10 protein-coding genes, 2 tRNA genes and 3 rRNA genes are annotated in these 19,318 nt (G+C 43.6%); 1 reads left to right on the top strand and 14 read right to left on the bottom strand.

Annotated elements, in window-relative coordinates:
- Window positions 1-48: 48 nt before the first annotated feature.
- Window positions 49-1,512 carry an IMP dehydrogenase gene (gene guaB / locus K7887_RS00075; protein ID WP_223491707.1) on the bottom strand — a complete coding sequence of 488 codons (1,464 nt, stop codon included), beginning with the start codon at window positions 1,510-1,512 and terminating at the stop codon, window positions 49-51.
- Window positions 1,513-1,652: 140 nt separating this feature from the next.
- Between guaB and K7887_RS00070 the strand changes: the two genes are divergently transcribed.
- Window positions 1,653-2,612 (top strand): YaaC family protein, encoded by a 960-nt coding sequence (locus K7887_RS00070; protein ID WP_223491706.1) that lies wholly within the window; start codon window positions 1,653-1,655, stop codon window positions 2,610-2,612.
- Window positions 2,613-2,935: 323 nt separating this feature from the next.
- On the opposite strand, the gene rrf is transcribed toward K7887_RS00070, so the two are convergent.
- The 13 genes from rrf to dnaA form a co-directional block, all read right to left on the bottom strand.
- A 5S ribosomal RNA gene (gene rrf, locus K7887_RS00065) occupies window positions 2,936-3,052 on the bottom strand.
- Window positions 3,053-3,139: 87 nt separating this feature from the next.
- A 23S ribosomal RNA gene (locus K7887_RS00060) occupies window positions 3,140-6,071 on the bottom strand.
- Window positions 6,072-6,275: 204 nt separating this feature from the next.
- Window positions 6,276-6,351: transfer RNA gene (locus tag K7887_RS00055), tRNA-Ala, on the bottom strand.
- A gap of 23 nt (window positions 6,352-6,374) precedes the next feature.
- Window positions 6,375-6,451 (bottom strand) — tRNA-Ile (locus K7887_RS00050).
- Between the two features lie 60 nt (window positions 6,452-6,511).
- A 16S ribosomal RNA gene (locus K7887_RS00045) occupies window positions 6,512-8,063 on the bottom strand.
- Together the 16S, 23S and 5S rRNA genes with 2 tRNA genes alongside form the textbook arrangement of a ribosomal RNA operon.
- Before the next feature lie 394 nt (window positions 8,064-8,457).
- Window positions 8,458-9,528 carry an HD-GYP domain-containing protein gene (locus K7887_RS00040; protein ID WP_223491705.1) on the bottom strand — a complete coding sequence of 357 codons (1,071 nt, stop codon included), beginning with the start codon at window positions 9,526-9,528 and terminating at the stop codon, window positions 8,458-8,460.
- A gap of 78 nt (window positions 9,529-9,606) precedes the next feature.
- A complete protein-coding gene (gene gyrA / locus K7887_RS00035) occupies window positions 9,607-12,099 on the bottom strand; it encodes a DNA gyrase subunit A (RefSeq protein WP_223491704.1) in 2,493 nt (830 codons plus the stop codon).
- A 113-nt stretch (window positions 12,100-12,212) separates the two neighbouring features.
- Window positions 12,213-14,138 carry a DNA topoisomerase (ATP-hydrolyzing) subunit B gene (gene gyrB / locus K7887_RS00030; RefSeq protein ID WP_223493734.1) on the bottom strand — a complete coding sequence of 642 codons (1,926 nt, stop codon included), beginning with the start codon at window positions 14,136-14,138 and terminating at the stop codon, window positions 12,213-12,215.
- Between the two features lie 107 nt (window positions 14,139-14,245).
- Window positions 14,246-14,494, bottom strand: a complete 249-nt coding sequence (gene remB, locus K7887_RS00025) for an extracellular matrix regulator RemB (protein ID WP_223491703.1) — start codon at window positions 14,492-14,494, stop codon at window positions 14,246-14,248.
- Between the two features lie 11 nt (window positions 14,495-14,505).
- On the bottom strand, window positions 14,506-15,627 hold the full coding sequence (gene recF, locus K7887_RS00020) for a DNA replication/repair protein RecF (protein ID WP_223491702.1): 1,122 nt from the start codon (window positions 15,625-15,627) through the stop codon (window positions 14,506-14,508).
- Between the two features lie 17 nt (window positions 15,628-15,644).
- Entirely contained in the window at window positions 15,645-15,860 is a 216-nt protein-coding gene (yaaA, locus tag K7887_RS00015) for a S4 domain-containing protein YaaA (protein WP_392396780.1), read from the bottom strand.
- Window positions 15,861-16,000: 140 nt separating this feature from the next.
- Complete coding sequence (gene dnaN / locus K7887_RS00010; protein ID WP_010197892.1) at window positions 16,001-17,137, bottom strand: DNA polymerase III subunit beta; 1,137 nt, start codon at window positions 17,135-17,137, stop codon at window positions 16,001-16,003.
- A 195-nt stretch (window positions 17,138-17,332) separates the two neighbouring features.
- Window positions 17,333-18,679 (bottom strand): chromosomal replication initiator protein DnaA, encoded by a 1,347-nt coding sequence (dnaA, locus tag K7887_RS00005; protein ID WP_010197890.1) that lies wholly within the window; start codon window positions 18,677-18,679, stop codon window positions 17,333-17,335.
- Between the last annotated feature and the right edge of the window lie 639 nt (window positions 18,680-19,318).

Raw genomic sequence — 19,318 nt, 5'->3', positions numbered from 1 at the left:
CACTTCTTTCTCTGTCCGTATATAAGACTAATCTCCTATGCCCCTTCCTTAAACGGAATAGTTAGGGGATTCTTTCGTGATTTGTACATCATGCGGATGGCTTTCACGAAGCCCGGCACCTGTCATTTTCACAAATTGTGCATTTTCTCTTAATGCTTGTAAGTCTTTTGTACCGCAATACCCCATGCCGGACCGCAGACCGCCAACCATTTGGTAAATAGTGTCTGCAACAGGTCCTTTATAAGGAATGCGTCCTTCAATACCTTCTGGAACGAACTTTTTATTATCTTCTTGGAAATAACGATCTTTACTTCCTTTTTCCATCGCCCCAACAGAGCCCATGCCGCGGTAGACTTTAAAACGTCTGCCTTGGAAAATTTCTGTATCCCCAGGGCTTTCTGATGTACCACCCAACATACTGCCCAGCATAACGGCATGTCCACCAGCAGCAAGTGCTTTTACAATGTCACCGGAATACTTGATTCCACCGTCTGCAATAACGGAAACTCCAAGCTTACGTGCCTCTGTTGCGCAATCATATACTGCAGTGATTTGCGGGACGCCTACACCGGCCACTACTCGAGTCGTACAAATGGAGCCCGGCCCGATACCTACCTTCACTACATTCGCTCCAGCTTCTACTAAATCTCTTGTAGCTTCTGCTGTTGCAACATTCCCGGCGATAATGTTCAAGTTCGGATATTTGTCTCTTATTTTTCTCACCGTATCAAGAACACCTTGAGAATGGCCATGTGCCGTATCCACTACAATAGCATCCACGCTCTTTTGTACCAACTTCTCAACGCGAAGCATCGTATCTCCAGTTACACCTACTGCTGCACCAACCAATAAACGTCCTTGGTCATCTTTAGCAGAGTGAGGGAATTCAATGACTTTCTCTATATCTTTAATCGTAATAAGTCCTTTTAATACGCCAGCTTCATCTACAAGAGGAAGCTTTTCAATCTTATACTTTTGCAAGATGCTTTCTGCTTCTTGTAAAGTTGTTCCTACAGAAGCAGTTACAAGGTTTTCTTTTGTCATGACATCTGAAATGGGAATGGAGAAATCCTGAATGAATCGAAGATCACGGTTTGTCAGGATACCAACAAGTTTTAACTCTTCTTTGTTATTAACGATAGGAACTCCAGAGATTCTGTATTTCCCCATCAAGTGCTCCGCATCAAATACTTGATGCTCAGGGGTTAAGAAGAACGGATCAGTAATAACGCCACGTTCAGAACGTTTCACCTTATCCACTTGTTCTGCCTGCTGTTCAATGGACATGTTCTTGTGAATAATACCTAAGCCTCCTTGGCGTGCCATCGCAATCGCCATCTCCGCTTCTGTCACTGTATCCATCCCTGCACTGATAATCGGAATGTTTAATTGCAATGTCTCTGTTAACTTCACTTTTAAATCTACATCCCTTGGTAATACCTCAGACTTGGATGGAACCAAAAGAACATCATCAAATGTTAAGCCTTCTTTAGCAAATTTATTTTCCCACATGACAAAATTTTCCCCCTTCTTAAACTCGATAATATTTATAGTAGAGTATCAACTGGACAAAATACTGTCAAGGATGGTAACATAAGTTTATTTTTTCTAATTATTCTAACTATACTATTTTTTATGAGGACGTGGATTCATTGACAGCTCCATACTTACATTTATTCTCCCCTTTTCAATCCGTTGAAACCGCACAGAAATTACTAAAAAATTGTTATCAAAATCAACAGGTTGAGCATTCCGAACAAAAGAGCTATCACAACGCCTATAGCTTTATCTATTACGTGGAGCATGGGCTCACATACCTTCAACAGTCAAGCAATACTCCCACTTCCATTAAACCAGTCCTCTTGTTTTATGGAATGGTTCAATTGATAAAAGCTTGTCTATTAACCGTGGACCCCCTCTACCCAGAATCCACGTCTGTTTTGGCTCATGGCGTTTCAACAAGAAAACGTAAAAAACAAAGTTACGAATTTATTCAAGATGAAGTGAAAATCCAGAAAAACGGACTATTCTCGCACTTTAGCGACAAAATGTTCCATGTGAAACAAATAGAAGGAACAAAATTTTCTATGCAAGAGTTACTATTTACCATACCTGAATTAGAAAGAACCATAAAAATTAACAAAAATAAAACACCTTTTCTTCCCGTTGGAAAAATGACAGATGAGTTTATTAAAGTCCCTCTAACCATTTTAGACGATTATAAAATGACCCAAGACCGATTTAAACAGTACTTTCAAAAACAGACAAGTTATGAATTTGACTCACAAAAAAACAACCAGCTTCTTTTTAAATGCAGCAAAAACCAGGGGCCGCTCAACTGTTCGCCATTATTATTCCACTTGGAACAGGAGGCCTTGTTTATTCCAAGAAAAAAAGAAAAGCTCACTATTTTTCCGGAAATACTTAACCATTATCTAATTTTATACAACTTGAGCATGATTTGCCGATACGAAACAGAATGGTGGGGCGAATTGCTTCATACATTTACCAGCAGCGATCTATCCTTGATCCAGCAGTTTTTAGAAACAACATCTGCAAAAATTCCTTTTTATCTGCATGAGTATTTGGTGGGTGCGTTTGGGATTGATTGAATGGGAGGGCGGGGGGCGGGGTACTTGTTGCGGGGCATCGGTAAGCTTAGGGCGGGCCGGGTATGATAGGCCTGGTGGTGGGGCAAGGGGGTTCGCTATTACTATACGATGACAGAACTCATGACTCCATTTGTATTGGCGCTGTTCCGCCTCTACGGTGACAAAACTTCCTTTTTCTTCGTTGCTTTGGCGCCGTTCACCCTCTACAATGACAAATCCTCCTCTTACCCAAGGACTCTGTCATTGTTTCGCCACCATTCTCCATAAAGAAAACACAAAAAACCAGTGCCTAAATAAATAAGCACTGGTTTCCCATTAAAATTGCCTGGCAACGTCCTACTCTCACAGGGGGAGATCCCCCAACTACCATCGGCGCTGAAGAGCTTAACTTCCGTGTTCGGTATGGGAACGGGTGTGGCCTCTTCGCCATCATTACCAGACATATTCAGTTGAAGGTTGATCCTTCAAAACTAGATAATGTGTTCTTATCAAGATATTCATATCGTTCACTTATTTCAATACTTATTTGGGTTAAGTCCTCGATCGATTAGTATTCGTCAGCTGCACATGTCACCATGCTTCCACCTCGAACCTATCTACCTGATCATCTTTCAGGGATCTTACTTACCGAAGTAAAAGGAAATCTCATCTTGAGGGGGGCTTCATGCTTAGATGCTTTCAGCACTTATCCCGTCCGCACGTAGCTACCCAGCTATGCCTTTGGCAAGACAACTGGTACACCAGCGGTGCGTCCATCCCGGTCCTCTCGTACTAAGGACAGCTCCTCTCAAATTTCCTGCGCCCACGACGGATAGGGACCGAACTGTCTCACGACGTTCTGAACCCAGCTCGCGTACCGCTTTAATGGGCGAACAGCCCAACCCTTGGGACCGACTACAGCCCCAGGATGCGATGAGCCGACATCGAGGTGCCAAACCTCCCCGTCGATGTGGACTCTTGGGGGAGATAAGCCTGTTATCCCCGGGGTAGCTTTTATCCGTTGAGCGATGGCCCTTCCATGCGGAACCACCGGATCACTAAGCCCGACTTTCGTCCCTGCTCGACTTGTAGGTCTCGCAGTCAAGCTCCCTTGTGCCTTTACACTCTGCGAATGATTTCCAACCATTCTGAGGGAACCTTTGGGCGCCTCCGTTACTCTTTAGGAGGCGACCGCCCCAGTCAAACTGCCCACCTGACACTGTCTCCCAGCCCGATAAGGGCTGCGGGTTAGAATTTCAATACAGCCAGGGTAGTATCCCACCGACGCCTCCACCGAAGCTAGCGCTCCGGCTTCTCAGGCTCCTACCTATCCTGTACAAGCTGTACCAAAATTCAATATCAGGCTACAGTAAAGCTCCACGGGGTCTTTCCGTCCTGTCGCGGGTAACCTGCATCTTCACAGGTACTATAATTTCACCGAGTCTCTGGTTGAGACAGTGCCCAGATCGTTACGCCTTTCGTGCGGGTCGGAACTTACCCGACAAGGAATTTCGCTACCTTAGGACCGTTATAGTTACGGCCGCCGTTTACTGGGGCTTCGGTTCAAAGCTTCGCTTGCGCTAACCTCTCCCCTTAACCTTCCAGCACCGGGCAGGCGTCAGCCCCTATACTTCGCCTTACGGCTTCGCAGAGACCTGTGTTTTTGCTAAACAGTCGCCTGGGCCTATTCACTGCGGCTCTCTCGGGCTTTAACACCCTAACAGAGCACCCCTTCTCCCGAAGTTACGGGGTCATTTTGCCGAGTTCCTTAACCAGAGTTCTCTCGCTCACCTTAGGATTCTCTCCTCGCCTACCTGTGTCGGTTTGCGGTACGGGCACCATACTCCTCGCTAGAGGCTTTTCTTGGCAGTGTGAAATCAGGAACTTCGGTACTATATTTCCCTCGCTATCACAGCTCAGCCTTATCGAGAAGCGGATTTGCCTACTTCTCAGCCTTACTGCTTAGACGCGCATATCCAACAGCGCGCTTACCCTATCCTTCTGCGTCCCCCCATTGCTCAAACGGAGTGGAGGTGGTACAGGAATATCAACCTGTTATCCATCGCCTACGCCTTTCGGCCTCGGCTTAGGTCCCGACTAACCCTGAGCGGACGAGCCTTCCTCAGGAAACCTTAGGCATTCGGTGGAAGGGATTCTCACCCTTCTTTCGCTACTCATACCGGCATTCTCACTTCTAAGCGCTCCACCAGTCCTTACGGTCTAGCTTCAACGCCCTTAGAACGCTCTCCTACCACTGTTCGTAAGAACAGTCCGCAGCTTCGGTGATACGTTTAGCCCCGGTACATTTTCGGCGCAGAGTCACTCGACCAGTGAGCTATTACGCACTCTTTAAATGGTGGCTGCTTCTAAGCCAACATCCTGGTTGTCTAAGCAACTCCACATCCTTTTCCACTTAACGTATACTTGGGGACCTTAGCTGGCGGTCTGGGCTGTTTCCCTCTTGACTACGGATCTTATCACTCGCAGTCTGACTCCCATGGATAAGTCTTTGGCATTCGGAGTTTGACTGAATTCGGTAATCCGATGAGGACCCCTAGTCCAATCAGTGCTCTACCTCCAAGACTCTAACACATGAGGCTAGCCCTAAAGCTATTTCGGAGAGAACCAGCTATCTCCAGGTTCGATTGGCATTTCACCCCTACCCACACCTCATCCGCTCACTTTTCAACGTGAGTCGGTTCGGGCCTCCATTCAGTGTTACCTGAACTTCACCCTGGACATGGGTAGATCACCTGGTTTCGGGTCTACGACCACGTACTCATGCGCCCTATTCAGACTCGCTTTCGCTACGGCTCCGTCTCATCGACTTAACCTTGCACGTAATCGTAACTCGCCGGTTCATTCTACAAAAGGCACGCTATCACCCATTAACGGGCTCTAACTACTTGTAGGCACACGGTTTCAGGATCTATTTCACTCCCCTTCCGGGGTGCTTTTCACCTTTCCCTCACGGTACTGGTTCACTATCGGTCACTAGGGAGTATTTAGCCTTGGGAGATGGTCCTCCCTGCTTCCGACGGGATTTCTCGTGTCCCGCCGTACTCAGGATCCACTCAGGAGGGAACGAAGTTTCAACTACAGGGTTTTTACCTTCTATGACGGACCTTTCCAGGTCGCTTCATTTACCCCGTTCCTTTGTAACTCCATGTTGAGTGTCCTACAACCCCAAGAGGCAAGCCTCTTGGTTTGGGCTAATTCCGTTTCGCTCGCCGCTACTCAGGAAATCGCGTTTGCTTTCTCTTCCTCCGGGTACTAAGATGTTTCAGTTCCCCGGGTCTGCCTTCCATACCCTATGTATTCAGATAAGGATACTGCTCCATTACGAGCAGTGGGTTTCCCCATTCGGAAATCTCCGGATCAAAGCTTACTTACAGCTCCCCGAAGCATATCGGTGTTAGTCCCGTCCTTCATCGGCTCCTAGTGCCAAGGCATCCACCGTGCGCCCTTAATAACTTAACCGTTGACCAATATGGTCATGTGTCGATATCAGCGATGATATCTATAAAGAAAATTACTAAGATGAACGATATTTTGTGAATATCTTGATATTAGTTACATTATCTAGTTTTCAAGGAACAACAAGGATAAATCGAATGATTTATCTTATATGACAATTCGTAAGAATTGTCTATGGATGATAATTTTCACGGAGTGAAAACATCTTGGTGGAGCCTAGCGGGATCGAACCGCTGACCTCCTGCGTGCAAAGCAGGCGCTCTCCCAGCTGAGCTAAGGCCCCATAAAAGTTCTATAATTAAAAAATGGTGGGCCTAAGTGGACTCGAACCACCGACCTCACGCTTATCAGGCGTGCGCTCTAACCAGCTGAGCTATAGGCCCCGACTATCTATGAGAGAGATCTCTCAAAACTAAACAAAACAACAAGCGTACATTCCTTAGAAAGGAGGTGATCCAGCCGCACCTTCCGATACGGCTACCTTGTTACGACTTCACCCCAATCATCTGTCCCACCTTAGGCGGCTGGCTCCAAAAGGTTACCCCACCGACTTCGGGTGTTACAAACTCTCGTGGTGTGACGGGCGGTGTGTACAAGGCCCGGGAACGTATTCACCGCGGCATGCTGATCCGCGATTACTAGCGATTCCGGCTTCATGCAGGCGAGTTGCAGCCTGCAATCCGAACTGAGAACGGTTTTATGGGATTGGCTCGACCTCGCGGTTTTGCTGCCCTTTGTACCGTCCATTGTAGCACGTGTGTAGCCCAGGTCATAAGGGGCATGATGATTTGACGTCATCCCCACCTTCCTCCGGTTTGTCACCGGCAGTCACCTTAGAGTGCCCAACTGAATGCTGGCAACTAAGATCAAGGGTTGCGCTCGTTGCGGGACTTAACCCAACATCTCACGACACGAGCTGACGACAACCATGCACCACCTGTCACTCTGTCCCCCGAAGGGGAACGTCCTATCTCTAGGAGTGTCAGAGGATGTCAAGACCTGGTAAGGTTCTTCGCGTTGCTTCGAATTAAACCACATGCTCCACCGCTTGTGCGGGCCCCCGTCAATTCCTTTGAGTTTCAGTCTTGCGACCGTACTCCCCAGGCGGAGTGCTTAATGCGTTAGCTGCAGCACTAAAGGGCGGAAACCCTCTAACACTTAGCACTCATCGTTTACGGCGTGGACTACCAGGGTATCTAATCCTGTTTGCTCCCCACGCTTTCGCGCCTCAGTGTCAGTTACAGACCAGAAAGTCGCCTTCGCCACTGGTGTTCCTCCAAATCTCTACGCATTTCACCGCTACACTTGGAATTCCACTTTCCTCTTCTGCACTCAAGTCCCCCAGTTTCCAATGACCCTCCACGGTTGAGCCGTGGGCTTTCACATCAGACTTAAAGGACCACCTGCGCGCGCTTTACGCCCAATAATTCCGGACAACGCTTGCCACCTACGTATTACCGCGGCTGCTGGCACGTAGTTAGCCGTGGCTTTCTGGTTAGGTACCGTCAAGGTGCGAGCAGTTACTCTCGCACTTGTTCTTCCCTAACAACAGAGCTTTACGACCCGAAGGCCTTCATCGCTCACGCGGCGTTGCTCCATCAGACTTTCGTCCATTGTGGAAGATTCCCTACTGCTGCCTCCCGTAGGAGTCTGGGCCGTGTCTCAGTCCCAGTGTGGCCGATCACCCTCTCAGGTCGGCTACGCATCGTCGCCTTGGTGAGCCGTTACCTCACCAACTAGCTAATGCGCCGCGGGCCCATCTGTAAGTGATAGCCGAAACCATCTTTCAATAAAGAACCAGGAGGTTCCTTATATTATCCGGTATTAGCTCCGGTTTCCCGAAGTTATCCCAGTCTTACAGGCAGGTTGCCCACGTGTTACTCACCCGTCCGCCGCTGACCTTTCAAAAGCAAGCTTTTAAAAGGTCCGCTCGACTTGCATGTATTAGGCACGCCGCCAGCGTTCGTCCTGAGCCAGGATCAAACTCTCCAATAAAGAGTCTGAGCTTTTGCTCAAAATTTGCTAGCTTGTGTTACTTAAAATCATTTTGTCGTGTTCCGTAGAACCGACGTTATGACGCTGTTGTTTTGTTTAGTTTTCAAAGAACTCTTTTGTGTTGACGCCTTTCAAAAGCGACTTCACTAATATATCATTTATTTCGTTTTAAGTCAACATCTTTTTATTATCTTTTTTCGATAGTTATGTAAGATGCAACTCGTTGTCGTTGCTGACTTGATTGATTATAGCATGGGTGGAATAGGGATGCAATTACTTTTTTAATATATTTTTATTTTCTTTTTTGCTAGTCTACTTTTTAGGTTTTTGGTTGTCTTTTAAACCTAAAAAACGAAGGAAACCTAATAGATTCCCTTCATTCTTTTCAACTTATTTATTTTAAAACTTCTTCTATATAAATATCCAATTCTTGATTCAGGGTAAGGAATTGATCTGATTCAATTTCTCTCACCATCGGCCTGGATGGGTATTGCGGGTCGATAAAGGCGACTTCTGCAATTTTATTGTTGGAAAGCTTTACTTTGTCGCCGATGCTAAAGCTGCATACATTAGAAGTAAGAGCTTGAACGATAGAGAGGTCATACTTGCCAAAGGTTTCATGTTTCAGCTGCTCGATTACTTTAAACGGCGATTGCTTGCTGCGGTACTTCCTTGGTGATGTCATTGCATGAAATACGTCTGCTACTGCCAGTATCTTCGTGTAAGTATGTATTTTGTCTTCTGATAAGCCAAAAGGGTAACCGGTTTTATCGTAGCGCTCATGATGCTGTAATACAGCTAGTTTTATTTCATCTTGTATTACTGGTTGTTTGCTTACCATTTGGTAACTGAAGATTGGATGTTCTTTTATTTGCGCAAACTCCTCTTTTCTCAGGACCGCAACATTTTTTAAGATTTTCTGATCGATGCGTGACATGCCGCAATCCATTAAGTAACCGGCAATGCCGACTTGAATGATGTCTTTCTTTTTATAGCCAAGTGACTTTGCGATTGCAGAAGCTATGATGGCTACCGCGACAGAATGATGATAGATATAATCTTCTTCATTTGTGTAATGGTAAAGGGAGAAGACTTCTTCTTGATAGTGAAGGGATTTTTCAATTAAAGGAATGATTGTTTTTCGAACGGCACTGTAATCAATCGGTGCTCCTGATCCCCATGCTTCATACATCTTTTTGTAGGCTTGGGTTGCTTTTAAGTACATCTGCAAGAAGGAATCTTCTTTTGGCTTTTCTTCAATCATCGTTAACAATTGAGGATTAAAGGGCTGGCCGTTTGAAAGGAATGCTTCTATTTCTACTTTTTCCACTAAGAAAGATTCTAATATTTCGATGTGTTGGTTAGTCAGGACGGTTCTCTTTGGCATAATCGGCTTTGAAGTGAGTGCTTTTATTTCTTGTGCCAGAATACATCCTTCCACCAGCTGTTCGGTTTTCACTAACATGAACGCTCTCTCCTTATAAACAAAGAGGAACACATGAAAGTGCTCCTCTCTTAGAGTTGATCATTTACTTTGCTATTCTTATTCTTCGACTTCTTCTGTGGAATTTCCTTCTTCCATTTCTGTATCTTCCGTACCATCTTCTGGCTCGTCTTCTTTATCCACTCTTGCGACTGTTGTCACAAATTCATTCTCTGCAAGACGAATCAGCTTCACTCCTTGGGTGTTTCGACCCATTTGTGAGATTCCATCGACAGACATACGGATCAAGACGCCACTTGCCGTGATCAGCATTAGGTCTTCTTCAGTGGTTACGGTCTTAACAGAAACTAGCTCACCGTTACGCTCGGTGATGTTACATGTTTTGATTCCTTTTCCTCCACGGCTTTGGACACGGTACTCTTCTGCCGGAGTACGTTTACCGTAACCGTTTTTGGTTACAACCAACACATCAAGGCCTTCATCTAGAAGTTCCATTCCTACCACTTCATCATTCTCGGAAATGGAGATACCTTTTACTCCCGTTGCCGTCCTACCCATGGAACGTACGTCCGTTTCATGGAAACGAATGAGCATTCCCTTTTTCGTTCCAATGATCATCTCTTTCGTGCCGTCGGTTAATTTTACTGAGATTAACTCATCGCTTTCACGTAATCCTAGTGCAATTAAACCGCCTTTACGGATATTGGCGAATTGAGATAACGGAGAACGCTTGGATATTCCATGCTTGGTTGTAAAGAATAAATACCAGTCATCCACAAAGTCTTCCACCGGGATAATGGCGTTGACCCATTCTCCTTTTTCCACCTCAAGCAAGTTGATGATTGGAATTCCTTTTGCTGTTCGGCTGAATTCTGGGATCTCGTAACCTTTTGCTCGGTACACTTTCCCTTTGTTTGTAAAGAATAGTAACGTATCGTGAGTGGAAGTGGTCAATAGATGTTCAACAAAGTCATTCTCATTGGTTCCCATCCCTTGAATTCCACGACCTCCTCTACGCTGGCTACGGTAAGTAGAAAGAGGCAGACGCTTAATATAGCCATTATGCGTAAGGGTGATCACGACATTTTGACGTGGAATTAAATCCTCATCTTCAATATTTTCAAAGCCGCCGACCATTATCTCTGTACGACGAGTGTCATTGAAACGGTCTTTAACTTCTGTTAGTTCTTCACGGATAATTTCCAGTACTTTTTCTTCATCTGCAAGAATGGCTTTTAGTTCAGCAATAAGCTGCATAAGCCCTTGGTATTCTTCTTCTATCTTTTCACGCTCTAAGCCAGTTAGACGTTGTAGACGCATGTCTAGAATAGCTTGTGCTTGTTTCTCAGATAGAGAGAATTCGGTCATTAATCCTTCACGGGCAATATCAGCCGTTTGAGAGCTACGGATCAAGGTGATAACAGCATCTAAGTGATCTAAGGCAATACGCAGACCTTCTAAGATGTGTGCTCTTGCTTCCGCTTTACGCAATTCGAATGCCGTACGGCGCTTGATTACGACTTTTTGATGTTCCAGGTAGTAATACAGACATTGTTTCAAGTTTAATACTTTCGGTTCCCCGTTTACTAGTGCAAGCAGGTTAATACCAAAGCTTGTTTGAAGGGAAGTCTGCTTGTATAAGTTATTTAAAAGGACATTGGCGTTTGCATCTTTTTTGACTTCCATAACGATACGCATACCATTACGGTCTGATTCATCGCGCAAGTCAGAGATGCCTTCTATTTTCTTATCACGAACAAGGTCCGCAATCTTCTCAATCAGTTTTGCTTTATTAACCTGGTAAGGAAGTTCATGAACAAGGATGACTTCTCTGCCATTCGGCTTTGTTTCGATTTCCACTTTCGCACGAACAGTAATGGAGCCGCGGCCCGTTTCATAGGCTCTTCTGATTCCGCTTCTGCCCAGAATTTGTCCTGCCGTCGGGAAGTCTGGACCAGGAATGATTTCCATTAACTCGGGAATGGTAATGTCAGGGTCCTTACTTACAGCAAGTACTCCGTCAATGATCTCTCCCAGCTGGTGAGGTGGGATATTGGTTGCCATCCCAACTGCGATACCGGAAGCACCGTTTACAAGCAAGTTTGGAAAACGTGCAGGCAATACAACTGGCTCTCTCTCGGAACCATCATAGTTATCTTGGTAATCAATGGTGTCTTTATTGATATCGCGAAGTATCTCCATCGAGATCTTCGACATTCTTGCTTCCGTATAACGCATGGCAGCTGCTGCGTCACCATCGACAGATCCAAAGTTTCCGTGGCCGTCAATCAGCATGTAACGGAAGTTAAAGTCCTGTGCCATACGTACCATCGTGTCATAAACCGCAGAGTCACCATGTGGATGGTACTTCCCGATTACTTCCCCTACGATACGGGCGGACTTTTTATAGGCTTTATCGGATGTCATGCCTAAATCATTCATCGCGTACAAAATACGTCGGTGTACAGGTTTCAATCCGTCTCGTACATCCGGCAGGGCACGAGATACGATTACACTCATGGCATAGTCCAGGAAGGATGTTCTCATTTCCTGACTGATATTTATTTCTTTAACTGAGGACCTCTCAGACATAATAACGAACCTCCTTGCGAAATGTGAGTTCATGACTACATTCGCTTTCGCTCTTCTCTATGTAAAAGACAGGATAGCATGACACTACCCCGCTTTTTTATTGGATTCTGAAATTAGATATCCAGGTTTTTCACATAACGGGCATTGTCTTGGATAAAGTTTCTTCTTGGCTCTACTTTATCACCCATTAGAATCTCAAATGTTTCATCCGCTTCAATTGCATCTTGCAGGCTTACCTGTAGCAATGTTCTAGAAACTGGATCCATTGTCGTTTCCCAAAGCTGCTCAGGGTTCATCTCCCCTAATCCTTTATAGCGCTGGATACCCGCTTTAGGCTGATCGGACATGGTGGCAAGGATCTCTTCAAGCTGACGGTCATTATAAGCGTACTCGATCTTTTTACCCTGCTGAATTTTGTATAGTGGTGGCTGGGCAATGTAGATATATCCATGTTCGATGATTTGGCGCATGTAACGGTAGAAGAATGTCAATAATAGCGTTCTAATATGAGCGCCATCGACATCGGCATCCGTCATGATCACGATTTTATGGTAACGTGCACGGGAAATGTCAAAATCCTCTCCAATTCCAGTTCCAAGTGCAGTGATGATGGCACGAACCTCATTGTTGGATAAAATTTTGTCAAGACGCGCCTTTTCAACGTTAATGATTTTACCGCGTAAAGGTAGGATTGCCTGGAAGTGACGGTCTCGGCCTTGCTTAGCTGATCCTCCGGCAGAATCTCCCTCTACCACATATATTTCGCTGATAGATGGATCTTTAGAGGAGCAGTCAGCCAATTTACCAGGAAGACTGGAGATTTCCAATGCACTTTTTCTTCTTGTAAGTTCCCTTGCCTTTTTGGCTGCCATTCTTGCTCGCGAAGCCATTAAGCCTTTTTCTACAATTTTTCTTGCTGCAGAAGGGTTCTCAAGAAGGAAGCCTTCGAATTTTTCCGTAAAAACAGAATCAGTAACCGTTCTTGCTTCACTGTTTCCTAATTTTGTTTTCGTCTGGCCTTCAAACTGTGGATCTGGATGCTTGATGGAGACGATAGCTGTCAAACCTTCTCGAACATCTTCCCCTGTCAGGTTGCTGTCCGCATCTTTGAAAATATTGTTTTTGCGGGCATAGTCATTGATTACTCTCGTCAATGCCGTTTTAAAGCCTGATTCATGCGTTCCACCCTCATAGGTGTTGATGTTGTTGGCAAAAGAGTACAGATTGCTAGTGTAACTGTCATTGTACTGAAGTGCCACTTCAATAGAGATGCCGTCCTTTTCTCCCTCTACAAAGACAACTTCCTCATGAATGACTTCTTTTGTTCGGTTTAAATGCTCTACATAAGAAGCGATCCCGCCCTCATAGTGGTATTCATTTTTCTTCGGTGTTTCTTCACGCTTATCTTCAATGGTGATGCGTAATCCTTTATTTAAGAACGCAAGCTCACGTAGACGGTGTGCTAACGTATCGTAGTCATATTCTTTTGTTTCAGTGAAAATTTCTTCATCGGGAACAAAATGAATAATCGTTCCTGTAACATCCGTTTCGCCGATTATTTTCAGGTCCTCATTCGGTACCCCTTTATTAAATTGCTGGTAATGGATATTTCCGTCGCGATGGACATAAATCTTAAGCTCAGAGGAAAGTGCGTTAACTACGGATGCACCAACCCCGTGCAGACCTCCGGAAACTTTATAACCGCCACCGCCGAATTTTCCACCTGCATGAAGTACAGTCATGATTACTTCTACTGCCGGACGGCCCATTTTCTCATGGATACCGACTGGAATTCCACGGCCATTATCTTTTACGGTGATGCTGTTGTCTTTTTCTACGACCACATTAATCTCAGAGCAATATCCTGCCAATGCTTCATCGATACTGTTATCGACAATCTCCCACACTAAGTGGTGCAAACCTTTGGCACTAGTGGAACCGATGTACATACCTGGTCGTTTTCTTACGGCTTCAAGGCCTTCGAGTACCTGTATATTACTTTCATCATAGTTGTTTTCTTGCAATTCTTTTTGGTCCATCGTCATATCTATCACCTTCACTTTTTATTTCTACACAATAGACTTCGTTATTTGTTGGCGGGGGTTGTCCCTATAGGCAACATCCACACCTATAACAGGCAGTTTCTCTAAAAGAGTAACTCCTCAATCGAGGTATCCATTCTTTTTTTCAAGGTTGTCGAGGCTAGGGGAGAAAGGTATATGTTCTCTTCGGTAATCACGATTGATTTGATGTCATGTTTACTGATATTTTTAATGGATTTGTCCGCAACTTCCGGCAGGGTATCTTTCCAGTCGGATTGGAGGAGCCTGCGATCTAAAATAGCGATAATTTTAGAAGCTCGCACCATTACTTCTTCTCCAATATGTAAATACATGAGCCTTCACCTCAATTTCGTTTCTTGATTGTACCTGAGACTACCTCATACGTAGCCGCTTGTTTCAACGTTTGATGGTCGATTCCATCCACACTCGTTGTCGTAACGAAGGTTTGGACCTTTCCCTGAATGGTGTTTAAGAGATGGGACTGTCGATAATCATCCAGCTCAGATAATACGTCATCAAGGAGCAGAATGGGATATTCCCCTACTACCGAGTGAATGAGATCTATTTCTGCAAGCTTCAGCGACAGAGCTGTCGTGCGCTGTTGTCCTTGTGATCCAAATGTCTGGACATCTTTTCCGTTCACTTGAAAGAGCAGGTCATCACGATGGGGACCAAATAGTGTCACGCCTCTTTCAATTTCTCTATCTTTTATTTTATCAAACTTTTCGTTATATGCTTCTATCATTTTCGACAAGTTTGTTGTTTCTGATACATAATCAATGGATGGTTTGTAGATAATAGTCAATTCTTCTAAATCACGGCTGATGCTTTTATGAATTGGCTGAGCCCAGCTTTGCAGCAATTGAACAAACTCCTGCCTCTTTTCCGTCACGCTCGCAGCCAATTCAATCAGCTGCTCTGTTAATACAAACAGCATAGTTTCATCTTTTTGCTTTCTCGTCTGTAACTGCTTTAAGTAATGATTCCGCTGCTGAAGTACTTTTAGGTACCTTGACAGGTCATGCATATACCGCGGTGAAACTTGTCCAAGTTCCATATCTATAAAACGTCGTCTCACCTGAGGACTACCTTTTACAAGCGTAAGATCCTCAGGTGCAAACATGACGATATTCATATTTCCGATATACTGACTTAATTTGGTTTGTTCAATATGATTGATCTTTGCTTTTTTCCCTTTTTTACTTATGACTAGTTGCAGCGGCAACTCTCCATTCCGTTTATGTATCCTACCTTCTATTTTACCATACTCTTCGTCCCATCTGATAAGATCTTTATCATTGGACGTCCTGTGTGATTTTGCCATTGCCAATACATAGATGGATTCCATCACATTTGTCTTTCCTTGTGCGTTTTCACCTAATATGACATTCACACCGTTTTCAAATACGGCATGCAAACTTTCATAATTGCGATAGTGTCTCAACGTCAATTCTTCAATATACAATCCGTATCACCAACTCATCAGGAAACAACGACATATTTTCCATGACCGTCTATTTCAATTACATCCTGTACTTTCAGTTTTCTTCCTCTTCTGTCTTCAAGCTCTCCGTTCACCTTTACTTCATATTCTGAAAGAAACCATTTTGCCATTCCACCTGATTGGATGACATCGGCCAACTTTAAAAATTGTCCAAGTGTAATCATTTCTGTTGATATTTGAATTTCTGTCATTATTTCGCGCTCACTTTCTTTTTAGGGATCAGATTTTCTTTTACTATTCCCTTATTGTCTACTTCCTATTGTACTAGAACTTCTCCATATAGAAAAGAAAGCCACTAGGAATGGTCACTAGTAGCTTTCAGGGCTTATGTTTATTAGTACGTTCTGACTGGCAGGATAAGTTGAAGCATGGAATCATCATGCAATGTTTTGATGACAAACGGTCTCATCGCACCAGTGAAATTAATTAATATCTCGTTTCCTTCAAGGGCCTTTAGGGCATCCATCATATATTTTGCGCTAAAAGAAATTTTCAGCTCTTCTCCATCAATGGAATTGCTTTGAACTTGTTCTACTACTTTTCCGACTTCTGGAGAGTTAGAAGAAACTTCAAGCGTATCAGACTCTAACGTAGCAAGCTTTACTACATTGTTTCGTCCCTCTCTTGCAAGTAGGCTCGCACGATCGATCGCTTGTAGAAACTCTTTCGTTGTTACCGTAATATCTGTTTTGCTTTCTGCAGGAATCAATCTGGACGTATCCGGATAGTTTCCGTCAAGCAGACGTGAGAAGAAAAGGATATTTTTTGCTTTAAAAAGCACCTGGTTCTCTGTCACAACGATATCAAGCAATTCGTTCGTATCATCTAAAATTTTATTTAATTCATTCAAGCTCTTACCCGGAATAACAACATTGCAGGTAATATCGTTCTCTGCTTCTACCTTTGCTTTGCGTAAAGCCAAGCGATGGCTATCTGTTGCAATACAGATGAGTTCGTGGTTTTCAAGCTTCCAGTTTACACCTGTCAAGATAGGGCGTGTTTCTGAGGTGGACACTGCAAAGACAGTTTGTCGAATAATATTTTTCAGTAGATCTGTTGGAACACGGAAAACGTTTTGCTCCTCTACTTGTGGCAGATGCGGGTATTCTGCAGCATCCTGACCATTTAGGTTAAACTCTGATTTACCAGAACGGATGGTTGTTACATACTGGTTTTGTACTTCGATTTCGACTGTATCCATTGGAAGTTTCTTAATGATTTCACTAAAGAAGCGGGCTTGCAGCACAACACTTCCAGCCGTTTTTACTTCAACATTTTCAGATCCATCTTCTTCACAAGGAATGAAAGATTCAATGGAGATATCAGAATCACTTCCAGTTAGGGTAACTCCTTCTTCTGTAGCGACAATCTTTATTCCAGTCAAAATAGGAATGGTTGTCCGTGAAGATACTGCTTTTAGTACGTCTTGAACGCTTTGAACCAGCTTGTCGCGTTGGATAATAAATTTCATCGTAATCCTCCTTAATGGGCAGGTCTATTTATATATTTTATTAATAAAAAACTAGTAGAAGTAATAGTAGGGGCTGTGATTATGTGGATAAGTCCCTTTTCTGTTACAAAGAGTAGATATCCACATGTGAATAACCTGTGTTTAACCAAGCACCACTTATACACAGTTTCCACTATTGCTCTATTTAACTTCTAATTAACTTTTTAAAGAATCAGCAATTGATTGTATCTGTTTCTGTAAATTTGTATCTGTTTTTACCAGATTGGAGATCTTTTCATGGGCATGAATAACCGTTGTATGATCTCGCCCTCCGAATTCCTCTCCTATTTTAGGCAAAGAATAATCCGTAAGTTCTCTTGATAGGTACATGGCGATTTGTCGAGGGAAAGCAATCGATTTGGTTCGCTTCTTTGCTTTAAAATCCTCTAATTTCACATTGTACTCTTCTCCAACGGTCCGTTGAATGTCATGAATGGTCACCACTCTTGGCCTAGAGCTTGGAATGATGTCCTTGAGTGCTTCTGCTGCCAAATCAGCATTAATATCCTTATTGATCAAGGAAGAATAGGCAACCACTCTGATGAGCGCCCCTTCTAGTTCACGAATATTGGAATCAATTTGATTGGCAATGTAAAGCATCACTTCATTTGGAATATCCAGCCCTTCTGCTTTTGCTTTCTTACGTAAGATAGCAATACGGGTTTCCAAATCTGGCGGTGTAATGTCTGTGATCAGACCCCATTCAAAGCGGGATCGCAGGCGGTCTTCCAATGTTGGAATCTCTTTTGGAGGCCTGTCACTGGAGATGACAATCTGTTTGCTTTCTTCGTGCAATGTATTGAATGTATGGAAAAATTCTTCTTGGGTTTGTTCTTTTCCGGCAAGGAACTGAATATCATCAATAAGCAACACATCGACATTTCGATATTTATTGCGAAAATCGACAGCCTTGTTGTCCCGGATGGAATTAATGAATTCATTGGTGAATTTTTCAGATGATAAATAGACCACCTTTGCTGCAGGATTATGCTCAATTACATAATGGCCGATTGCATGCATTAAGTGAGTTTTTCCTAGTCCTACTCCCCCATAAATGAATAGTGGATTATAGGCTTTAGCTGGAGCTTCTGCCACTGCCAAAGATGCGGCGTGGGCAAATCTGTTTCCAGAACCGATGACGAATGTGTCGAATGTGTACTTCGGATTCAGCATATTTTGCGGAATTTCGATCATATCATCGTCTTTTTTCACTTTTGCAGGAGGAGTTTTTATTTCGATCTCTTCATCTGCTTGGTTTTGAGGAATAATAAATTTGATGGATAATTCTTCACCTGTGATATCAGAGATGGTTTCTCCGATAAGACCGGAATACCTGGACTCGAGCCAGTCACGTGCAAATTCATTTGGTGCAGTGATGACGAGATTATCTCCCTGCAATGAATGAGCTTTTGTACTCTTCAACCATGTTTCAAAGCTTGGTTTGCTTATTTTTTTCTCTATCTGATTTAGCGCTTTGACCCATAGATCAGAAATATTTTTCATCATGAATCCCCCTTTCGTTTGTGTCTGGCAACCTTTTTACAATAGAAAAAGGTGCTTATCTGTACAAGTTTTGTTCAACAAACACTCTGCTAGAAAAACACCCGTTGTATGTTTATTCATTCGTATACTGTGAAAAAGATATTATATAGTAGAAAAGTAGTTTTCGACAAAAAACCACACCTGTGGACAAATACTTACACACACCCTTGGATAACTATCCACATCTTATCCACAGTCTGTGGAAAACTATTTTCGGTCAACCATTTATTAAGAGTGAAAACACAATAATAATATCAAAAAAATCCTTGTGTTGCAATTGCTTTTTGATATTATCCACAACTACCACAAATTGTGGAGAAAAGTTTTCCACAACACAAGATACTGTGTAAACCTTGTCGATAAGTGCTGTGGATGACGAAAAATAGCGAAAAAAGTTATTCACAGGTAGAAAAAACTTGAACGTATAAAAGGGGTCAGACCCCTTTATTGGTTCCAGACCCCGATTTTTAAATTTGTGTGGAAGATCGGCTGTTTGTTTTCGGGGTCAGGCACCTTTGGCACCTTTTTTAATTTTTGTTGTAGGTTTGATAAGTGAATTTGGTTGTTAGTTTTTACTATATAAAAAGAAAGGGTTGCTTT

It is taken from the genome of Sutcliffiella horikoshii, assembly GCF_019931755.1.
GTDB classification, from domain to species: domain Bacteria; phylum Bacillota; class Bacilli; order Bacillales; family Bacillaceae_I; genus Sutcliffiella_A; species Sutcliffiella_A horikoshii_E.
This window is presented reverse-complemented; position numbering and strand designations above follow the sequence as displayed.

Bases quoted from the DNA above. Each gene is read 5' to 3' on its own strand.
- guaB (WP_223491707.1), bottom strand. From the start codon at position 1,512: ATGTGGGAAAATAAATTTGCTAAAGAAGGCTTAACATTTGATGATGTT.
- K7887_RS00040 (WP_223491705.1), bottom strand. From the start codon at position 9,528: ATGTTAGTGAAAACCGAACAGCTGGTGGAAGGATGTATTCTGGCACAA.
- gyrA (WP_223491704.1), bottom strand. From the start codon at position 12,099: ATGTCTGAGAGGTCCTCAGTTAAAGAAATAAATATCAGTCAGGAAATG.
- gyrB (WP_223493734.1), bottom strand. From the start codon at position 14,138: ATGGACCAAAAAGAATTGCAAGAAAACAACTATGATGAAAGTAATATA.
- remB (WP_223491703.1), bottom strand. From the start codon at position 14,494: ATGTATTTACATATTGGAGAAGAAGTAATGGTGCGAGCTTCTAAAATT.
- dnaN (WP_010197892.1), bottom strand. From the start codon at position 17,137: ATGAAATTTATTATCCAACGCGACAAGCTGGTTCAAAGCGTTCAAGAC.
- dnaA (WP_010197890.1), bottom strand. From the start codon at position 18,679: ATGAAAAATATTTCTGATCTATGGGTCAAAGCGCTAAATCAGATAGAG.